The organism is Bradyrhizobium sp. FW305-F6, assembly GCF_058782905.1.
The window spans coordinates 202,597-223,256 of record NZ_JBYSYD010000004.1 but is presented as its reverse complement, the minus strand read 5'-3'; the positions used below and the strand labels follow the sequence as shown (position 1 = coordinate 223,256).

Below are 20,660 nucleotides of genomic sequence, written 5' to 3'. Positions count from 1 at the left end.
CCGGAGCAATCGTGATGTCGATGCAGAATGTGGCCGCGCCTGCGCTGCCGTTCAGCCCGCCCAGGCGCAACGAGCTGACCCATATCCCCGGCGACGAGGGCTGGCCCTTCATCGGCAAGACGTTTCAAGTACTCGCCGATCCCAAGGGCCATATCGAAGCCAACGGCGCCAAATACGGCCTGGTCTACCGCACGCATTTCTTCGGCGAGACCAATGTCGTGCTGCTCGGGCCCGAGGCCAACGAGCTCGTGCTGTTCGACCAGCAGAAGCTGTTCTCCTCGACGCATGGATGGAACAAGGTTCTGGGCCTGCTGTTTCCGCGCGGGCTGATGCTGCTGGATTTCGACGAGCACCGGCTGCATCGCAAGGCGCTGTCGGTCGCCTTCAAGTCCGGGCCGATGAAGTCCTATCTCGGCGACCTCGACCGCGGCATCTCCGCGCGCATCGCGCAGTGGAAGGCAAAGCCGGGCGAGATGCAGCTCTATCCGGCGATGAAGCAGCTGACGCTCGATCTCGCCGCGGCCTCGTTCCTCGGCGCCGACATCGGGCCGGAGGTCGACGAGATCAACCGCGCTTTCGTCGACATGGTCGCCGCCGCCGTCTCGCCGGTCCGCCGCCCCCTGCCCGGCACGCAGATGGCGCGAGGAGTGAAAGGACGCAAGCGCATCGTCGCCTATTTTCGCGAGCAGATTCCCCTGCGCCGCGGCAATCACGGCGGCGACGACCTGTTCTCGCAGCTCTGCCGCGCCACCCATGAGGACGGCGCGTTGCTCTCGGAGCAGGACATCATCGACCATATGAGCTTCCTGATGATGGCGGCGCACGACACGCTGACGTCGTCGCTGACCTCCTTCATCGGCGAGCTCGCCGCCAATCCCCACTGGCAGGACAGGCTGCGTGCCGAGGTGCTCGCGCTCGGCCTTGCCCCGGGTGCGCCCAGCAGCTTCGACGATCTGGAGAAGATGCCGCTCACCGAGATGGCGTTCAAGGAGGCGCTGCGGATCAAGCCGCCGGTGCCGTCGATGCCGCGCCGTGCGATGCGCGATTTCAGCTTCAAGGGGTATGCGGTCCCCGCCGGCACCGCGGTCGGCATCAATCCGCTCTTTACGCACCACATGAAGGAGATCTGGCCGGAGCCGGACCGCTTCGATCCCTTGCGCTTCACCGAGGACGCGCAACGCGGCCGCCACCGCTTCGCCTTCGTGCCGTTCGGCGGCGGCGCGCATATGTGCCTCGGCCTGCACTTCGCCTATATGCAGGCGAAATGCTTTGCGCGGCACTTCCTGGAGAATATCGAAGTATCGCTCGCGCCCGGCTACAAGCCGGACTGGCAGATGTGGCCGATCCCGAAGCCGCGGGATGGACTGCGCGTGCGGGTGAAGGCGGTTTAAGCGGCAGACACCGTCATTCCGGGGCGATGCAAAGCATCGAACCCGGAATCTCGAGATTCCGGGTTCGCACTTCGTGCGCCCCGGAATGACAGCGAATAACTTACTTTCACGCCCCCTGATCGAACGCCTTGCGCAAGGCCACATAGCCCTGCTGCTGCTGGCTCCAGTTGCGGCCGCCGGTCATGGCGCCGTCGACGACGAGGTCGTGGCCGTTGACGAAGCTGGATTCATCGCTGGCGAGGAACACCGCGGCTTGGGCGATGTCGTCGGGAAGGCCGGCACGCGGGATCGGCTGTGCGGTCTTGTAGACCTCGCGCATCACCGCCGGCGTCTTCTCCGCCGCGTCGGTCGAGAGCCCCAGCGCCTTGCCGAAAATGCCGGTTGCGATCGCGCCGGGCGAGATCGCGTTGACGCGGACGTTGGATTCACCGAGCTCCATCGCCACGCATTTGGTGAGATGGATCACCGCCGCCTTGGCCGCGCTGTACACCATCGACGACGAGAAGCCGGCGAGGCGGCCGGCAATGCTGCCATTGTTGATGATGCTGCCTGAGCCCTGCTTCTTCATGTAGGGGGCGGCGTGCTTCATGCCGAGCATGACGCTGCGCACCAGCGTCGCCATCGCGGCGTCGAACCGCTCGACCTCGAGCCCCTCGATGCCGCCGGTCTGCGCCGGCCCGCCCGCATTGTTGAACAGGCAGTCGATCCTGCCGAATTTGTCCACCGCGAGCGCGATCAGCGCCTGCATCTGCGCTTCGACCGTGACGTCGGTCTGGCGGAAGACACAAGCAGGCCCGAGCTGCTTCGCCAGCGCCTCGCCCTCCGGTAGTCGTCGTCCAGCGATCACAATTTTGGCACCTTCGGCAACGAAGACTTCTGCAGTGCGCAATCCGATGCCGCTGGTCGCTCCCGTGATCACCGCCACCTTGCCGTCCAGCCTACCCATGGAATGTTCCCGTTCTTGAACGATTTGATCCCCAGTGACGGATGTCGGCCGCCACCATCGCGAAAGCGGCTACTATTCCTGCCCGCTGCCGCCAAGGCAAGCTATGCTTGTGACGGCGGCATGCGTGACATCCTCGCGGGCCGATCGATGTTCGAACGCCTCTCGCAACCGGGCTGCGCATGGGGAAGCTGATCGACGAGTTTCGCAAGGGCTGGCAAGGAGCGGCGGCGCCCTCGCTTGGCCTGAGCATCGGCTTCGCCGTGACCTGCCTTTTGGCCGCCACCCTGGTCCGCTGGGGACTCGCTCAGGTTCGCCCCGACATCTATTTCACGCCGTACTTCCCGGCCGTGTTCTTTGCTGCGGCGCTAGGCGGATTTCGGATCGGCATCGTGACGGCGCTGGTCGGCGGTGTGCTCGGCGTCGTCTTGAATTTCGGCGATGCATTTGCCGATCGCGCGCGGTTTGCGCTGCTGGCACTCTACTGGGCCGTCTGCGCGATGACCATCTGGGGTGTCGAGCACTATCGCACCATGCTGGCCGAGCAGCGGCGGATCTCCAAACGCCTGATCGAGGAAGAGGCATATCGCAAGCAGCTGGTCGATGAGCTCCAGCACCGGCTGAAGAACAAGCTGTCGACCGTGCATGCCGTGTTGCACCAGGTGCTGCACGACCAGCCGCAGGTCTGGGCCCGGATCGATCCGCGGCTGCGCTCGCTGGCCGCGACCGACGATCTGATCTCACGGATCGACAAGGCCGGCTGCGATATCCGCGACCTCCTGATTTCGGAGCTCGGGCCTTACGGCCATGTCCGCTTCACGCTCAACGGCGACCGATTGTTCCTGCCGCCGAAGCTCGCGGTGACGCTGTCATTGATGTTTCACGAGCTTGCCACCAACGCGGGCAAGTACGGCGCATTCTCCTCGCCGCGCGGTCTGTTGCAGGTGTCGTGGGGCATCAGCGACGACCGCCTGACCATCACCTGGGACGAAACCGAGGGGCCGAGCGTGGACAAGGTGTCCGAACCCGGCTTCGGCACCCAGCTGCTGAAATCGGCATTGTCGGCCTTCGACGGCAAGACCGAGATCTCATATCTGAAAACCGGACTGCATTGCATCATGCAGTGTCGCATCCCAGCAAGCGGCTAACGATTAGGTTTAGGTGTCGCAACGTGGGAGGTGCGCTCCCTCCCCCGCTTAGGGGTAGGGCAATCGCATATGGTTTTGAAAGACCTGAGCGCGCGCCTCGCCCTTCGAGACGACCGCTTCGCGGTCCCTCAGGGTGAGGCTAAGCGGCACGAGTGCCCGTTGAAGCCAGTGCAACGCACGCGGTCCTCATCCTGAGGGCCCGCCAACGGCGGGCGTCTCGAAGGATGGCCACAGGCGAGATCATTCCCATATGCGATTGCCCTGCGCTTGCGGGGGAGAGTTGGTGAGAGGGTATCTCCGCAATCGACAGCCCCCCAGAGGAGAAAACCCTCACCCGTGCCTTCGGCACGACCTCTCCCGCAAGCGGGAGAGGTGCACCGAGCCCGCGGTCAATCGATTTAACCCAAGCGCATCCCGAGTCAGACTCTACAGCGAGCGAAATCCATCTGCGCGCACTGCGCTCGCGCCTGCGTTTCACTGAGCGCGTTGACCCTCTGTTAATGACGATCGCCGGCGCGCGTCGCATCGCCGCGAGTTTTCTCCAAAACACCCTCGTATTTCTCCGGAGCCCTTAACCAAACTTAAGAGGGAACCGCGCAACATCGCGCTCATTGCAAAGGCGCGCGAAACAACAAGATTCATGACTTCTATGAACGACAATCAGTATTCCGGCGCGACCGAAGCCGAGCTCGGTTTTCTCAAGGAAATCGTTAGAATGCTTCCGGCCGGTCTCACCGTGCAGGACGCGCATGGAGAGCTTCTGCTGGTCAATGATGCAGCTGCCGCTCAGCTCGGCATCGACGGCAGCCGTCCCGCACCCGATCTGTCGCCGCGGCGCGAGGCCTGCCGGCAGGCACTGAGCGCCGGCGAGCAGGTCGTGACCGAGGAAGCGCTTCACGCCGGCGCCGCGCGTCAGGTGCTGCTCACGACCCATCGCCCCGTTCGTCTGGCCGGACGCGAGCTCCTGATCTCGGCCTCCTCCGATATCACCGAACAGAAGAATTTCGAGGACCAGCTGTTCCGTTCGGCCTATTTCGACGAGCTGACCGGGCTGCCCTCGCGGCGCGTCATCGAGCATCGCGCCAACAATCTGCTGGCGAAGGATGGCGGCGGCGAGCGCTTCGCACTGGCCTTTCTCGACGTCGACAATTTCAAGCACATCAACGACTATTACGGCCATGTCGTCGGAGATGCGCTGCTGGTCGAATTGTCGAAGCGGCTCGGGCGAGACTTGCGCGATTCCGACATGCTCTCGCGCATCTCCGGCGACGAGTTCCTGCTGCTGCTCTCGCCGATCCAGAGCCAGGAGGAAGTCGCCGAGTTCATGCAATCGACGCTGGAGCGGCTAACGGCGCCGTTCTTCATCGACAATTCGGAGGTCTTCGCCTCGACCTCGGTCGGCATCAGCCTCTATCCCGAGCACGGATGCAGCTTCGAAACGCTGCGGCAGAACGCCGACATCGCGATGTATCGCATCAAGAACAACGGCAAGGGACTGGCCGCCTTCTTCGACGCCGGCATGGAGCGCGAGGCACAGGCGCGGATGAAGGTCGAGCAGTCACTGCGGCTCGCCATCCTGGAAAAGCGCTTCTGCTGCGCCTTCCAGTCCAAGGTTGACATCCGGACGCAGGAGGTGAAGGGCATCGAAGCCCTGGTACGCCTGCGCGACGACGACGGCGTGATCCAGGCACCCGACTCGTTCATCAATCTCGCCGGAGAGCTCGGCCTGATCGACGAACTGACCCATCTCGTGCTCGCCGAGATCGTCAGGTCGGTCGACCTGATCAACGAGACGTTCGGCGCGGACGCGACCATCAGCATCAACGTCGCCGCCAGGCAGGCTGGCAAACCCGAATTCATGCGCAGCTTCGCGCGGGCGCTCGAGGAGACGGGCTTTCCGCAGCGCTTCATGATCGAGGTGACGGAAGACGCTTTCGTCGCCAAGGATCATTTCCAGACCGAGATCCTGCCGATGTTCCGCAAGCTGGGCGTCGGCATCTCGATTGACGATTTCGGAACCGGCTTTTCGTCGCTCTCGGCGCTCGCCGACATCACCGCGGACGAGATCAAGATCGACCGCTCCTTCATCACCGATATTCATAAGCGCCCGCGCAGCCAGGGCATCCTGCGCGCGATCGAATCCTTGAGCGAAGCGCTCGGCATCACCGTGGTTGCCGAAGGCCTCGAATCCTACGAGGAGCTCGCCTATCTGCAGGCTGCCACCAAGATCCGCTACGCGCAGGGCTACTACTTCTCGCGGCCGATCTTCCTGGAGGAGCTGAAGCTCGCGACGCCGTCGTCAAGCGAGGCGCGGGTCAGCGTGGCAAGCCGTCCGATGCAGCCGAACCGCCAGGGCTATTCGCGAGCGAGCGGGTATCGGCGGTAGGGGCTAAAGCGGGGCAACACGTACCGCTGTCGTCCCGGGGCGCGAAGCGAGCCCCGGGACCCATAACCACAGGGAGCAGTGTGACGCGGGACTCCCACTCCGAGTCTTCGTCAAACTTCTTCCTGTGGGTATGGGTCCCGGATCTGCGCTCCGCTTCGCTGCGCTTGTCCGGGACGACGACCGAGAATAGCCGCCCTCCAAACGGTCAATTCCCCTTTGAAATTATGGGTCTTTTGCTAATAAGCAGCCAGACTTCCCGCGAGGTACGTCATGCCCGCCTCCTCCATCCGCGACCCTGCCTATCTCCGCGCACGCGCGATGGAGACGCTGTTTGAGCGGCTGGAACAGCTCTGCGAGGGCGCGATCGCGATCGATCGCGGCGGGCGGGTCGTCTACGTCAACGAGAAATACCTTGCCGCGCTCGGTCTCGACCATGCCGGCGAGGCGATCGGCCGCTCGATCGAGGAGGTCATCCCGAACAGCCTGATGCGGAAGGTGGCCGAGACCGGCGAGCCGATCCTGCTCGACATCATGGAGCTCGGCGGCGAGCAGCTCGTCGTCACCCGCATGCCGATCGAGGACGAGAACGGGACGGTGATCGGCGCGATCGGCTTCGTGCTCTACGATCATCTCGAAAGCCTGAAGCCCCTGCTCGCCCGCGTCGCCCAGTTGGAGAGCGATCTGCGGCTGGCGCGGCGGCAATTGTCCAACCCCCGAGCGGCGCGTTTCACCCTCGCCGATTTCGTCGGCACGACGTCGGGCATTGCGCGCGCCAAGGAGCTCGCGAGCCGGGCTGCGCGGCAGAGCGTCACGGTTCTGCTCACCGGCGAGACCGGGACTGGCAAGGAGATGCTGGCGCAGGCGATCCACAACGCCTCATCGCGCGCGGAGAAGCCGTTCGTCAGCGTCAACGTCGCCGCGATCCCGGACACGCTGATCGAGTCCGAGTTCTTTGGTACCGCGCCGGGCGGCTATACCGGCGCCGACCGCAGGGGGCGCGAGGGTAAATTCCGCATTGCCGACGGCGGCACGCTGTTCCTCGACGAGATCGGCGAGATGCCGCTGCAGCTGCAGGCCAAGCTGCTGCGGGTGCTCCAGGAGCGCGAGATCGAGCCGCTCGGCTCGGACAAGATCACCAGGGTCGACGTCCGCGTCATCGCCGCCACCAATGTGGATTTGCGCAAGCGGGTCAGCGACGGCGCATTTCGCGCCGATCTCTATTACCGCCTCAACGTGCTCGCGGTCGACCTGCCGCCGCTGCGTGACTGCCTCGACGATCTCCCCGAAATCTGTGCCCGTCTGCTCGACGACATCAGCGCCTCGGGCGACTACGTGAAGGCGAAGATTACGCCGAGCGCGCTCGCCGCGCTCGCCCGCTACGACTGGCCGGGCAATGTCCGCGAACTCCGCAACGTCCTCGAACGCGCGCTGATCCTCAGCGATTCCGGGCGGCTGACCGGCGAAGATGTCGCCCGCATCCTCCCAGTTTGCGGCGAGGTCCGGCTCGCACCGCCCGAGCGCCCCGCCGGATTGGTGGTGCCCTATGCCGAAGCCGAGGCCGAGTTCGAGAAGCACACGCTCGAACAGGCACTCGCCGCCAGCAACGGCCAGATCACCGAGGCCGCCAGGATGCTGCAGATCTCGCGCGCGACCTTCTACAAGAAGCTCGCCAAGTTTGGCCTTGCCACGGGATCGGCGCCCGTCTGAATTTCGAGACATCGGACTGTCCGGAGTCTCGGATTCCGGACACCACCCCGGGCCGCGGCTCCGGAATGAATCGCAAGCAGCGCCCTTTACGTCAGCGAGCGTTGCGCGTGCGATCTCCGGGCGTCCGGCCGGAAGGTTTAATTGCAATGTTCGCAAGCTTGTGCAAATCGCTGTTGGCAGAAACTTCAGATCAGGAGGGACCATCGTGCGTCGATCACTCATCTTAACAGCAACCATCCTCGCGCTGGCGGCGGGTACCTCCGCACGGGCCGACGATCTCAAGATCGGGCTGATCTACGGAAAGACCGGCCCGCTCGAGGCCTATGCCAAGCAGACCGAAACCGGCCTGAAGATGGGTTTCGAATACGCCACCAAGGGCAGCATGACGCTCGACGGTCGCAAGATCGTCATCATCACCAAGGACGACCAGGGCAAGCCGGACCTCGCCAAGGCCGCGCTCGCCGAAGCCTATCAGGATGACAAGGTCGACATCGCGATCGGCACGACCTCGTCGGCCGCCGCGCTCGCCATTCTGCCCGTCGCCGAGGAGAACAAGAAGATCCTGATCGTCGAGCCCGCGGTCGCGGACCAGATTACCGGCGAGAAGTGGAATCGCTACATCTTCCGCACCGGGCGCAACTCCTCGCAGGACGCCATCTCCAACGCGGTCGCGATCGGCAAGCAGGGCGTCACCGTCGCGACGCTGGCGCAGGACTACGCCTTCGGTCGCGACGGCGTCGCCGCCTTCAAGGAGGCGCTGGCCAAGACCGGCGCGACGCTGGCCGCCGAGGAATACGCCCCGACCTCGACCACCGACTTCACCGCGGTCGGCCAGCGCCTGTTCGACGCGCTGAAGGACAAGCCGGGCCGCAAGGTGATCTGGGTGATCTGGGCCGGCGCCGGCAATCCGCTCGCCAAGCTGCAGGACATGGACCCGAAGCGCTACGGCATCGAGCTCTCCACCGGCGGCAATATCCTGCCGGCGCTCGCAGCCTATAAGAGCCTGCCCGGCATGGAAGGCGCGACCTACTACTTCTATGAGATTCCGAAAAACCCCGTGAACGACTGGCTGGTCGCCGAACACCAGAAGCGCTTCAACGCGCCGCCGGACTTCTTCACCGCGGGCGGCTTCGCCGCCGCGATGTCGGTCGTCGCCGCCGTCACCAAGGCGAAATCGACCGACACCGAGAAGCTGATCACGGCGATGGAGGGTCTCGAGTTCGACACGCCGAAGGGCAAGATGGTGTTCCGAAAGGAGGACCATCAGGCGCTGCAGAGCATGTATCACTTCAAGGTCAAGGTCGATCCGAACGTCGCGTGGGCCGTGCTCGAGCCGGTGCGCGAGCTGAAGATCGAGGACATGAACGTTCCGATCAAGAACAAGCGGTAATGCCTTGCTTCACCTCTCCCGCTTGCGGGAGAGGTCGGCGCGAAGCGCCGGGTGAGGGCTTTTTCCTCTTGGAGGCTCTCGCCTGCGGAGGCAACCCTCTCCCCGACCCTCCCCCGCAAGCGGGGGAGGGAGCGCAGCGCGACCTATGGATCCGTCTCGTTTCATCATTTGCAGACGCTCAATGCCGCTCACCCTCGAAACCCGCGACCTCACCATTCGCTTCGGCGGCCATGTCGCGGTCAATCACGTCTCCTGCACGTTTAGCCCGGGCGAGCTCACCGCCATCGTCGGGCCGAACGGCGCCGGCAAGACCACCTATTTCAATCTGATCTCGGGCCAGCTGCGGGCATCGGGCGGCAGCATCCTGTTCGACGGCATCGACATCACCCAGCATTCCGCGCCGATGCGCACCCGCGCAGGTCTCGGACGCGCGTTCCAGCTCACCAATCTGTTCCCGAACCTGTCGGTGGAAGAGAATGTCCGCCTCGCGGTGCAGGCCGCGAGCGGCACCCATTACGACATGCTGCGGCCCTGGATGGTGCGCCGCGACCTGATCGCACGCGCGGACGGCATCCTCGACCAGGTTGCGCTCGGCAGCCGCCGCGGCGTCACCGCGACCGCGCTGTCGCATGGCGACCAGCGCAAGCTCGAGGTCGCGCTGATGATCGCGCTCGAGCCAAAGGTATTCATGTTCGACGAGCCGACCGCCGGCATGAGCATCGACGAGGTGCCTGTGGTGCTGAAGCTGATCGCGCAGCTCAAGCAGGACAGAAGCAAGATCATTCTCCTCGTCGAGCACAAGATGGACGTGGTGCGCTCGCTCGCCGACCGCATCATCGTGCTGCATAACGGCCAGCTCGTCGCCGACGGCCCGCCGGCCGAGGTGATCGCCTCGCCGATCGTGCAGGAGGCCTATCTCGGCGTCGCCCCCAAGACCGCGGAGAGCGTCGGATGACCGATCTCCTCACGCTCTCCGGCGTGCACACTCATATCGGCCGCTATCACATCCTGCAGGGCATCGACCTCGCCGTCCCCCAGGGACAGGTCACGATGCTGCTCGGCCGCAACGGCGCCGGCAAGACCACGACGCTGCGCACCATCATCGGCCTGTGGCAGGCCTCGAAAGGCGAGATTACCCTCGGCGGGACGCGCGTCGAGAGCCTTGCGACGCCCGACATCGCGCGGCTCGGTGTCGGCTACGTGCCGGAGAGCATGGCCGTGTTCTCCGATCTCACGGTGAAGGAAAACCTGGTGCTGGCAGCCCGCGACGGGCCGCTGGACGACGCCCAGCTCGACTGGATCTTCGGCTTCTTCCCGGCGCTGCGCCGGTTCTGGCTGTCGCGCGCGGGAAGCCTTTCCGGCGGACAGAAGCAGATGCTCTCGATCGCACGCGCGATCATCGAGCCGCGCAAGCTGCTGCTGATCGACGAGCCGACCAAGGGCCTGGCGCCGGCCATCGTGATGGCGCTGATCGAGTGCCTGAAGGAGATCAAGCGCAAGGGCGCCACGATCCTTCTGGTGGAACAGAATTTCTTTGCCGCCCGCGAGCTCGGCGACAGCGTGCTGGTGATGGACAACGGCACCATCGTCCATCGCGGTGAGATGGCGGCGCTCGCCGCCGACGTGCCGCTGCAGGAGCGGCTGCTCGGCCTGAGCCTGGAGACGCATCAGTGACTGACCTTGCCGCAAACGATCCGCTGCCGAAGCCGAAGCGCGATCTCGCGCCGATCCTGCTGCCGATCGCGCTCGCGCTCCTCATGATTCCCCTGATCGGCTCGACCAGCTCCTGGCTGACACTGACCGTTGCGAGCCTCGCCATGGGCATGATGATCTTCATCATGGCCTCAGGGCTGACGCTGGTGTTCGGCCTGATGGACGTGCTCAATTTCGGTCATGGCGCCTTCATCGCCGTGGGCGCCTATGTTGCCACGCTGGTGCTGGCCCCGTTCGCGGCGTCGATCCAGGCCGACTCGCTCTGGATGAACCTTGCGGTACTGGCCCCGGCGGCGCTGCTGTCGATGGCAGTGTCCGGGGCGCTCGGCCTCGTCGTCGAGCGCGTGCTGATCCTCCCTGTCTACGGCCAGCACCTGAAGCAGATCCTAATGACGACCGGCGGGCTGATCGTTGCCGAGCAGACGCTCTATGCGCTGTGGGGACCGCAGATCATCCCGATGCCGCTGCCGGCATCGCTGCGCGGCTCCTTCATCATCGGCGACGTCGCGATCGCGAAATACCGCGTGCTGGCGATGCTGATCGGCCTTGCCATCTTCATCGCCATCCAGCTCGTGCTCAACCGCAGCAAGCTAGGCCTCCTGATCCGTGCCGGCGTCGAGAACCGCGAGATGGTCGAGGCGCTCGGCTACCGCATCCGCCGCCTGTTCCTCGGCGTGTTCATGACGGGATCGGCGCTGGCCGGCCTCGGCGGCGTGATGTGGGCGCTCTATCGCGAGCAGGTGCATGCCTCCATGAGCGACGACCTCACCGTGCTCATCTTCATCGTCGTCATCATCGGCGGGCTGGGATCGATCGGCGGCTGCTTCATCGGCGCCATCCTGGTGGCGATGGTGGCCAATTACGGCGGCTTCCTGGTGCCGAAGCTCGCCCTCGTGTCCAACATCCTGCTGATGGTCGCCATCCTGATGTGGCGGCCGCGCGGGCTCTATGCGGTGACCAGCCGATGATGATCCTCTCAGGCGATCCGCCGAAGAGCCGCGTGCTCACGCTCGTTCTCGTCCTCATCATCCTGGCGCTGGCGGCGACGCCGTTCCTGTTTCCGGGCGCAAAGGCGCTGAACGTCGCCGCCAAGATCTGCGTGTTCGCCGCGCTGGTCGCCTCCTACGACCTGCTGCTCGGCTATACCGGCACGGTGTCGTTCGCGCACACCATGTTCTACGGCATCGGCAGCTACGCCATCGCGATCGCGCTGTACGGGATGGGCCCGAACTGGGCCGCGGTCGCCACCGGCATCGTCACCGGCCTGCCGCTGGCGGCGCTGCTCGCGCTCGCCATCGGCCTGTTCTCGCTGCGGGTGGCCGCGATTTTCTTCGCCATGATCACGCTCGCCGTCGCCTCCGCCTTCCAGGTGCTGGCCTCGCAACTGTCCTGGCTCACCGGCGGCGAGGACGGACGCAGCTTTCGGCTCCCGGAACTGCTCCGGCCCGGCACGGTCCTGATCCCCAAGGACATGTTCGGCGTCGAGATCAACGGACGCATCCTGACGTATTACCTCGTGTTCGCCGGCTCCGCGCTGATGATTCTCGCGCTGCTGCGCGTCGTGAACTCGCCATTCGGGCGCGTGCTCCAGGCGATCCGCGAGAACCGCTTCCGCGCCGAGGCGCTCGGCTTCCGCACCGTGTTCCACCTGACCTACGCCAATTGCATCGCGGCTCTCGTCGCCGCCAGCGCCGGCATCCTGAACGCGCTGTGGCTGCGCTATGCCGGTCCCGATACCTCGCTCAGCTTCTCGATCATGCTCGATATCCTGCTGATGGTGGTGATCGGCGGCATGGGCACGATCTACGGCGCCGTCATCGGGGCCACCATCTTCATCGTCGCCCAGAACTATCTGCAATCGCTGATGGGGGTCGCCTCCAAGGCGGCGGACGAAGCCGGCCTGCCGCTGCTGCCGGGGCTGCTTCATCCGGACCGCTGGCTGCTGTGGCTCGGGCTGCTGTTCATCGCGAGCGTCTATTTCTTTCCGACCGGCGTGGTCGGACGGCTGCGCCATGGCGGCGGCAAGAAGACTGCCGGCCCCTCGCATTAAGCGGTCATTCATGATGCGGCGCGGCGCTGGCGGGACGCGCGATACAGGCCGGACGGCATATCGGTGCCATTACGCAACCGGATTAATGCTTAGGTAACTGGCTTTCCTAAGCTTTGCGCCATTTGTGCGGTGTATTCCTGTTCGTCCAGGGAGGGGGAATGCGCCAGGTCTTTTCAACGGTGGCAACCGGACTGTCTCTAGCCGCGAGGAACGGCTGGGAGACCTTGGCGCGGCGTGGTCCTGTGCTGTGGCTGACCTTGTGCGGCGTGTTTCTGGTCGCGGGAATCTTCATCGTCACGGCCATGACCGTCGGCGAATTTCGCGAGCGGACCCTCGCCAATCGCGAGCGCGAGCTCGAAAACACGGTGAAGCTGATCGCGCAACATTTCGATCAGCAGTTCGAGGATTCCGACGTCGTCGCTGCCGACGTGATCGGGCAGATGAACCTTGCGGAGCTCACCTCGCCCGCGATGTTCCGCGAGCGCATGTCCGGGCCTGCGGCCAACCAGATGCTGCGCAGCAAAATCAGCTCCGTGGCGTATCTCGGCGACATCGCGATCTACGATGCCGAGGGCGAGCTGATCAACTGGTCGCGGGCTCAGCCGCTGCCCAAGATCAACGTCTCGTCGCGCGGCTATTTCCAGGCGTTCAAATCCAATCCGGCGGCGGAGCCGGTCATCCTGGAACCGGTCCGCAGCTTCATCAACAACAAATGGACCACGGTCGTCGCACGACGCTTGAACGGCGCGGACGGCACCTTTTTCGGCGCCATGGTCCGGCGCATCGATCCCGACAGTTACCGGAACTATTTCGCCTCCGTCGCACTCGGCGAGGGTACCGCCATCTCGCTGTTCGACCGCGAAGGCAAGATGCTGGCGCGTCATCCACATAGCGAAGAGCTGATCGGGCGGAACTTCAGGGATGCGCCGCTGATGCAGAAGGTGCTGGCCCAAGGTGGCCAGCAGTCTCACCGCGGCAACAGCCCGATCAACGGCGAGGAGCGGCTTGGTTCCGCCGCCTCGCTGAGGCACTTCCCGCTCGTCATCGTCGCCACCAACACCACGGCGGCTGCGCTTTCGGACTGGCGCCAGCAGACCGGCTTCCTGGTGGCGACCGCTGCGCTCTCGGCCGCCGCCATCGCACTGATCCTCTATCTGATCATCCGCCAGATCGCCCGGCAGAACCGCGAGGCCCAGCAGCGCATCGAAGCGGAGCGGCAGCGGCTCGACACCGCCATCAACAACATGTCGCAAGGGTTGATCCTGTACGACGCGAGCGGCACCATCGTCACCTGCAACCGCCGCTACGCCGAGATGTTCGGCCTCTCCCACGACGTCATCAAGCCTGGCTGCCACATTCGCGAGGCGATGTACCATCGCAAGGAGCGCGGCGCATTCGATGGAGACGTCGAGGCGTTTTGCGCCGACGTCATGAAGGTGGTCGCCGAAGGCACGGTCTCGACGAGAACGCATCAGCTGGCCAACGGCCGCGCCTTCCAGGTCATCAACACGCCGCTCGCGCAGGGCGGCTGGGTCGCCACGATCGAGGACATCACCGAGCAGCGCAATCTGGAGCAGGAACGCGACCGCAACTACACTTTCCTGCGCGAGATCATCGACCATATCCCGTCACGGATCACCGTGAAGGACGCCCGCACGCGCCGCTACCTGCTGGCCAACCAGGTGGCCGAGCAAGAGCTCGGCGAAACCAGCGAGACGATCGTCGGCAAGACCGCGTTCGACCTCTATCCCGCGGAAACCGCCGGGATCATCACCCGGGACGACGACAAGCTGCTGCAATCGGCGGACGGGCTGTTCCTGGACGAGCACGTGTGGACCACGCCGAGCATCGGACGGCGCTACATCACGTCCACCCGGATCGGCATCCGCGACGGGTCGGGCGAGCCCCGCTACATCATCAACGTCGTCGAGGACGTCACGGAGCGGCGGCGCGATCACGAGAAGATCGCACACATGGCGCATTACGATGCGCTGACCGACCTGCCGAACCGGACCCTGTTCCGCGAGCAGATCGTATGCGAGCTGGAGAAGGTCGCCGAAGGCGGACAGTTCGCGCTGCTCTACATCGACGTCGACGAGTTCAAGGGCATCAACGACTCCCTCGGTCACCACGTCGGCGACGAGCTCTTGAAGGCGATTGCCGGCCGCCTGCGCGGCTGCCTCAAGCAGGGCGACCTGATCGCACGGCTCGGGGGCGACGAGTTCGCCGTAATCCAGACCGACATCGAGTCATCCGCCGACGTGCTGTCCTTCGTGACGCAGATCTACCAGGCGATCCGGCAGCCCTATCATTGCCTCGGCCACCAGCTCTCCACCGATGCCAGCATCGGCATCGCGCTGGCGCCGCAGGACGGCACCGATCTCGACCAGCTGGTCAAGAACGCCGACCTCGCGATGTACGGGGCCAAGGCCGAGGGGCGGCGCACCCACCGCTTCTTCGAGCCGGCGATGGATGCCAGCGCAAAGGCACGCCTCAGCCTGGAGCAGGATTTGCGACAGGCCCTCGTCGATGGCGGCTTCGAGATTCACTATCAGCCGCTGGTCGACCTGCGCTCGGGCGATGTCTCCGGCTGCGAGGCGCTGCTGCGCTGGCGGCATCCGCAGCGCGGCATGGTGTCGCCGGCCGAGTTCATTCCGGTCGCCGAGGACACCGGTCTCATCACCGAGCTCGGCGACTGGGTGCTCCGCACGGCCTGCAACGAGGCCGCCACCTGGCCGGCGCATGTGCGCATCGCTGTCAACGTCTCGCCGGTGCAGCTCAAATGCGACACGCTGGCGCTGCGGATCGCCGGTGCGCTCGCCGCCTCCGGGCTGGACCCGCGCCGGCTCGAGCTCGAGATCACCGAAGCCGTGCTGATCCGCGACGACGAGGCGGCGCTCTCGATCCTGCATCAGCTCCGCTCGATCGGCGTCCGCATCGCGCTCGACGATTTCGGCACCGGCTATTCCTCGCTGAGCTATCTGAAGCGCTTCCCGTTCGACAAGATCAAGATCGACCGCTGCTTCGTCGCGGACATCGCCGAGGAGAGCGGCTCTCCGGTCATCGTGCAGGCGGTAGTGAACATTGCGGCCGCCAGCAACATGACCACGGTCGCGGAGGGCGTCGAGACCGAGGCGCAGCGCGAGATGCTGCGCACGCTCGGCTGCACGCAGATGCAGGGCTACCTGTTCAGCGCGCCGAAGCCGGCCACTGAAGTGCGAAAGCTGTTCGGTGCCGGCGATGCCGCGCCGGTGGCCGCGGTGGCCTGATGGCGAAGCCGCGCAAGACCGTCGATGTCGCGGATTCCTACGCGGTACGCCTGATGCAGCACCTCGTGGTGCCGACTTTCGTGATCGACCCGAAGCGCCGCGTCGTGATCTGGAACAGGGCCTGCGAGCGTCTGACCGGCGTCGCGGCAAGCGAGGTGATCGGCACGAGCAAGCACTGGCAGGCGTTCTACGAGACCAAGCGCCCCTGCCTTGCCGACCTCGTCGCGCTCGACCGTCCCGAGCAGCTGCCGGAATACTACTCGGAATATGCCGCGCGCGGCCATAACGGCCTCGGCTTCTCAGCGGAGAACTGGTGCGTGATGCCAAAGCTCGGCAGCCAGCTCTATCTCGCCATCGACGCCGGCCCGATCCACGACGAGGCCGGCCGTCTGATCGCGGTGGTGGAGACGCTGCGCGATCTCACCGACCAGAAGCGCGCCGAGACGGCGCTGAAGGAGCTCGCCACCAAGGACGGGCTGACCGGCCTGTCGAACCGCCGCGCCTTCGACCAGATGCTGACCAGCGAATGGGCACGCGCCCAACGCACGCAGAAGCCGGTGGCGCTGCTGTTCGTCGACGTCGACCATTTCAAGCTGTTCAACGACCGTCACGGCCACCAGAACGGGGACGAATGCCTGCGCGCGGTCGCCGGCGTCGTCAGCCGGCACGCCATGCGCCCGCTCGACCTCGCCAGCCGCTATGGCGGCGAGGAGTTCGCGCTGATCCTGCCGGACATGGACTGCAGCGCCGCCTGCATCGTCGCCGAGCAGATCCGCTGCGCCGTGATGGCCTTGGCGATCGTGCACGGCGCCGCGGACGCGGGCGGCCATGTCACGCTCAGCGTCGGCGTCGCCAGCCACATTCCCACCGGCGCCGATGGCGGCCCCGACCGGCTGCTCGGCGCAGCCGACGAGGCGCTCTATGTCGCCAAACGGCTCGGCCGCAACCGCGTCATCTGCGCCGAACGGGTTTTAGCCGAGTTCGCCGCCATCGGCCGGGAGGCTGCGGCTGTTCCAGCGCCCTTCCGGCGCAAAATGGCTTGAATCCGATCCGGCCAGAAGCGGTTGCCCGCCCCGCGCCAATCGGCTAATGAACGTGCATTGCACCCGTAGCTCAGCTGGATAGAGCGTTGCCCTCCGAAGGCAAATGCAAGCTCTTTCTGATGGTCGAGGGTGTCGTAAAAAACGAGTGAAACCAAGCGATTGGCGAAACTCGAAGGAAGCACGAAAATCGCATTCGAGGTCGCGGAAGCACCACGGAAGCAAACCGAAAGGAGGTTGTGGAGTACGAATGGCGATGATCGGCGAGGCTTTAGCCCGCGTCGTTTGAGCCATGTCGATTCTAGAATTCGCGATTGACCGTGGTCGATCTCGGACACTATCTGAATATCGATGCGCCCGTAGCTCAGCTGGATAGAGCGCCACCCTCCGAAGGTGGAGGCCACACGTTCGAATCGTGTCGGGCGCGCCAACTTAATATTAGGTTGATATCTTGCATATTTGCGGAGCGCCGTTGCAGAGCAATTCGCCGTATTGACCTCCAGATATTTCAGAGGTCATTCAAGTTGGCAGCGCCGCAGAGCGCGATGTTCAATTCTTGCAGGACGATTTCTTCCGGATAGCGGCTCCTCGTTGCCCTCCCGTGACCGAGTCCGGATCCATCCCGTCCCGTCGATTGCCGCTGCTAGTACATCAAACACCGCTGATGTCTTCATGCTACCAGACTGAGGCTTAGTCCGGGAGTCTTGGATCTGTCCCTGTCGGATGGCACGCACGGCGCTCGCTTGGTAATCTCTATAGCACTCGACGGGTGTACTCTCGTTCGGGAAGCGACCAGATCGGATGTCTCAAACGTCGATTGTCAGGGAAAATTCAGACAGGATTGTTAGAGAACAAACTGGGAATAATATAATGCACGTACTTGAGGCTACTCTTTGCTCATTTGCATTACGCCGCTGTATACGAGAACACGAACTGCATCGATCCTAGCGCGAACCACCCGCTGGAAGCGTTGTGCTCTTACGTTATTGAGCACAACGATATTTATTGCGTACTTTGCAATTAACTCGTCGCCCACATCAGCTTTGAGCGACGAGGATTGGGACTCGTGCGTGCATGCGGCCGAAATCGTACCCGATCGCTCGATCCGGGGATGCACAGCGGTTATCCAGGCAGGCGAGCGGATGATCACCCAGTTGGCGGCGGCTTATAACAATCGCGGTGTCGCGCTGCGGTCGAGTGGAGATATCGACCGTGCCATGGAGGATTACGATCGAGCACTTCGTTTGTCCCCCGACTACTATGTCGCGCTCAACAACCGAGGCGTTGCTTTAATGAGCAAGGGAGAGCTTGATCGCGCGATTTCTGATTTCGATCGCGCCGTACAACTGAGGACTGACTACCTCGGTGCCTATTATAATCGCGGGAAGGCACTCGGGCGTAAAGGACTCTTTGATCGTGCCATCGCGGATTATGATCTGGTCATCAAGGCTGATCCGAAGAATCCGACCTTCTTGTTCGAACGCGGAACGATGAAAGCGAACGCTGGAGATCAGAGCGGCGCGGATGCTGATTTCGAGCGCGCCGAATCGCTCAGGTCGAATGGTGCGCGGACGACGCGGCCACGATGAAACTCGCCCAACCTAGACGCCGTTGAACTTGTCAGGCTGATGGGAGCCGCAACTCCGCGTGAAGGCCTCCATTTCTGCCATTGGATAGTTCGACAGAGCCGCCGTGCAGTGTGGCGAGATCGCGGACGATTGCGAGTCCGAGCCCGCTTCCCGGTTTGGCCTCGTCGAGCCGCTCGCCTGGGGCGAACGCGCGGTTTAGTGCATCAGCCGGGATGCCTGGCCCGTCATCAACGATCGTAATAAGGAGCTGCCCCGTCGGGGTATCGCGCGTAGCCTTGATCGAGACAACACCACGAGCCCACTTGCAGGCATTATCGACCAGGTTGGCGACCATCTCGTCAAGGTCGTTGGGATCGACGGCGGCAAGCAATTCCGTCTCGGCTGTATGGACGATCGTCAGCTCACGATGAGCATAGAGCCGCCGCATCGCCGCGGCTATTGATGCGAAGGCAGGTTCGACCTGCGTGATGACGCCAGGCAGGCCGGCGTTGGCTGCGGCACGGGCTCGGGCAAGCTGGAAATCAATCTGGCGCTGCATCCGCCCTGTTTGCTGAGTCAGGACCGCGGCGCCCTCGGTATCACCTCTCGCGAGCAGCCGGCGCGCTTCGTCCGTCAGCACGGCCAATGGTGTCTTCAGGCCATGCGCGAGATTGCCCGCCTGCGTGCGGGCGCGGCGAACCATCTGGGTATTGGCGTCGATCAGAGCGTTGAGATCATCGACCAGCGGCCGAACTTCGGACGGGAAGTCACCAGGCAGGGTTTCTGCTTTGCCCGCGCGAATGTCGCCCAGCGCGTCGCGCAGACGGCGCATGGGACGCAGACCAAACCAGGCCTGCAACGTGCCGGCCCCAATTAGGGCTATTGCCAGTGTGCCGAGTGACAGGGCCAGCGCCTGATTAAAATGTCTCAGTACATCATCGACGATCCGCTGGTCGGCGCCAATTTGAAGCACGTAACCGTTTTCAGCGGTCTGCCACGGTCGCTCATATGCGATCATCGGCTCACCAGCCGGGCCAGCTTCGACTGAGCGAGTAAGCTGCCGATCCGCCCCCCGCGCGGGTGGCGGAAAACGCCGTTGCGGTTCGAGGGAGGCTGATTGTAGGACGATGCCGTTGCGATCGCTCACCTGCCAGTAATAGCCAGTCCCGGGCTGCGCGAAGCGCGGATCACTGAGCCTTTGTGCCAGAGCGACATGTCCGTCGGCCGTGCGGGCCAACAGACCTTCGAGCTCGTCGAGATGACCGATCAGCTCGGCATTGACAAGCTCCGTGACGTGCGCCCGGAACAGCGCGGAAATCGAAACGCCAGCGACAGCGATACCTGTCACGGTCGTGAGAATAACGCCAACCAGCAGCCGGGCGCGCAGACTTCTGACCATCAGCCGAACCTGTAGCCCAGACCGCGCAGGGTCCTGATGGTATCGCGGCCGATTTTGCGTCGCAGCCGACCGACATAGACCTCGATCGTATTCGAGCTGCGTTCCTCATTCAGGCCGTAGAGATGGTCGAGCAACTCGGCTTGCGTCACGACGCGGCCGACGCGATGCAGGAAGAGGTGGAGCAGGCGAAATTCCTGTGCCGTCAATTCGATCGGCTGGCCCGCAACATTGGCGGTGCCGGCAACGGGGTCAAGCACGATATCTCCGTGGCGCAATTCGGAGGTGGCTTGGCCCGCGACGCGCCGCATCAGCGCGCGCAGGCGAGCTGCGACTTCGTCGACGTGAAACGGCTTCGCCACATAGTCATCAGCCCCTGCATTGAGACCTTCCACCTTCTCAGTCCAGCTGCTGCGCGCCGTCAGGATCAGGACCGGTGTGGCGGCCCCGGTACGTCGCAACCTCCGTAAGACCTCGATGCCTGACAGGCCGGGTAAACCGAGATCGAGAACGATCGCGTCGAATTCTTCTTGCAGCGCGAAGGAAAGGGCGTGCTCACCATCTTCCACATGCTCAACGACAAAGCCAAAGCTGGCCAACCCTTCCTTCAGGCGGGCGCCAATGTCCTGATCGTCTTCGACAAGAAGAATGCGAATGGT

The 20,660-nt window shown here is 64.1% G+C and carries 15 protein-coding genes and 1 tRNA gene; 13 read left to right on the top strand and 3 right to left on the bottom strand.

Going from position 1 to position 20,660, the window contains the following annotated elements; all coding sequences use genetic code 11:
* Nucleotides 1-14 precede the first annotated feature (14 nt).
* Nucleotides 15-1,391, top strand: a complete 1,377-nt coding sequence (locus AC3WLX_RS25575; protein WP_492338022.1) for a cytochrome P450 — start codon at nucleotides 15-17, stop codon at nucleotides 1,389-1,391.
* A 106-nt stretch (nucleotides 1,392-1,497) separates the two neighbouring features.
* Here AC3WLX_RS25575 and AC3WLX_RS25570 read toward each other — a convergent pair whose 3' ends face one another.
* A complete protein-coding gene (locus tag AC3WLX_RS25570) occupies nucleotides 1,498-2,337 on the bottom strand; it encodes an SDR family NAD(P)-dependent oxidoreductase (protein WP_291624191.1) in 840 nt (279 codons plus the stop codon).
* 179 nt (nucleotides 2,338-2,516) lie between these two features.
* Between AC3WLX_RS25570 and AC3WLX_RS25565 the strand changes: the two genes are divergently transcribed.
* The 12 genes from AC3WLX_RS25565 (at nucleotide 2,517) to AC3WLX_RS25510 (ending at nucleotide 18,626) form a co-directional block, all read left to right on the top strand.
* Nucleotides 2,517-3,482 carry a sensor histidine kinase gene (locus AC3WLX_RS25565; protein ID WP_492338021.1) on the top strand — a complete coding sequence of 322 codons (966 nt, stop codon included), beginning with the start codon at nucleotides 2,517-2,519 and terminating at the stop codon, nucleotides 3,480-3,482.
* 649 nt (nucleotides 3,483-4,131) lie between these two features.
* Entirely contained in the window at nucleotides 4,132-5,868 is a 1,737-nt protein-coding gene (locus AC3WLX_RS25560) for a putative bifunctional diguanylate cyclase/phosphodiesterase (protein WP_492338020.1), read from the top strand.
* 270 nt (nucleotides 5,869-6,138) lie between these two features.
* The gene (locus tag AC3WLX_RS25555; RefSeq protein WP_492338019.1) at nucleotides 6,139-7,575 is read left to right on the top strand and encodes a sigma-54 interaction domain-containing protein; all 1,437 of its coding nucleotides are present in this window, start codon (nucleotides 6,139-6,141) and stop codon (nucleotides 7,573-7,575) included.
* A gap of 205 nt (nucleotides 7,576-7,780) precedes the next feature.
* Nucleotides 7,781-8,965 carry a substrate-binding domain-containing protein gene (locus AC3WLX_RS25550; protein WP_492338018.1) on the top strand — a complete coding sequence of 395 codons (1,185 nt, stop codon included), beginning with the start codon at nucleotides 7,781-7,783 and terminating at the stop codon, nucleotides 8,963-8,965.
* A gap of 181 nt (nucleotides 8,966-9,146) precedes the next feature.
* Nucleotides 9,147-9,920, top strand: coding sequence for an ABC transporter ATP-binding protein (locus AC3WLX_RS25545; RefSeq protein WP_492338017.1), 774 nt, complete (start codon nucleotides 9,147-9,149; stop codon nucleotides 9,918-9,920).
* Complete coding sequence (locus tag AC3WLX_RS25540) at nucleotides 9,917-10,639, top strand: ABC transporter ATP-binding protein (RefSeq protein ID WP_492338016.1); 723 nt, start codon at nucleotides 9,917-9,919, stop codon at nucleotides 10,637-10,639. The genes AC3WLX_RS25545 and AC3WLX_RS25540 overlap by 4 nt, the downstream gene beginning before the upstream one ends.
* A complete protein-coding gene (locus AC3WLX_RS25535) occupies nucleotides 10,636-11,646 on the top strand; it encodes a branched-chain amino acid ABC transporter permease (protein ID WP_291618749.1) in 1,011 nt (336 codons plus the stop codon). The genes AC3WLX_RS25540 and AC3WLX_RS25535 overlap by 4 nt, the downstream gene beginning before the upstream one ends.
* Entirely contained in the window at nucleotides 11,643-12,728 is a 1,086-nt protein-coding gene (locus AC3WLX_RS25530) for a branched-chain amino acid ABC transporter permease (protein WP_492338015.1), read from the top strand. Before AC3WLX_RS25535 ends, AC3WLX_RS25530 begins: the two co-directional genes overlap by 4 nt.
* A 158-nt stretch (nucleotides 12,729-12,886) precedes the next feature.
* Nucleotides 12,887-15,997, top strand: coding sequence for an EAL domain-containing protein (locus AC3WLX_RS25525; RefSeq protein WP_492338014.1), 3,111 nt, complete (start codon nucleotides 12,887-12,889; stop codon nucleotides 15,995-15,997).
* A complete protein-coding gene (locus AC3WLX_RS25520) occupies nucleotides 15,997-17,040 on the top strand; it encodes a sensor domain-containing diguanylate cyclase (RefSeq protein WP_492338013.1) in 1,044 nt (347 codons plus the stop codon). The genes AC3WLX_RS25525 and AC3WLX_RS25520 overlap by 1 nt, the downstream gene beginning before the upstream one ends.
* Nucleotides 17,041-17,390: 350 nt before the next feature.
* Nucleotides 17,391-17,467: transfer RNA gene (locus AC3WLX_RS25515), tRNA-Arg, on the top strand.
* A 712-nt stretch (nucleotides 17,468-18,179) separates the two neighbouring features.
* On the top strand, nucleotides 18,180-18,626 hold the full coding sequence (locus tag AC3WLX_RS25510; RefSeq protein WP_209612057.1) for a tetratricopeptide repeat protein: 447 nt from the start codon (nucleotides 18,180-18,182) through the stop codon (nucleotides 18,624-18,626).
* 31 nt (nucleotides 18,627-18,657) lie between these two features.
* On the opposite strand, the gene AC3WLX_RS25505 is transcribed toward AC3WLX_RS25510, so the two are convergent.
* Entirely contained in the window at nucleotides 18,658-20,004 is a 1,347-nt protein-coding gene (locus AC3WLX_RS25505) for a sensor histidine kinase (protein ID WP_006022561.1), read from the bottom strand.
* Complete coding sequence (locus tag AC3WLX_RS25500; protein WP_024343199.1) at nucleotides 20,004-20,657, bottom strand: response regulator transcription factor; 654 nt, start codon at nucleotides 20,655-20,657, stop codon at nucleotides 20,004-20,006. Before AC3WLX_RS25500 ends, AC3WLX_RS25505 begins: the two co-directional genes overlap by 1 nt.
* Between the last annotated feature and the right edge of the window lie 3 nt (nucleotides 20,658-20,660).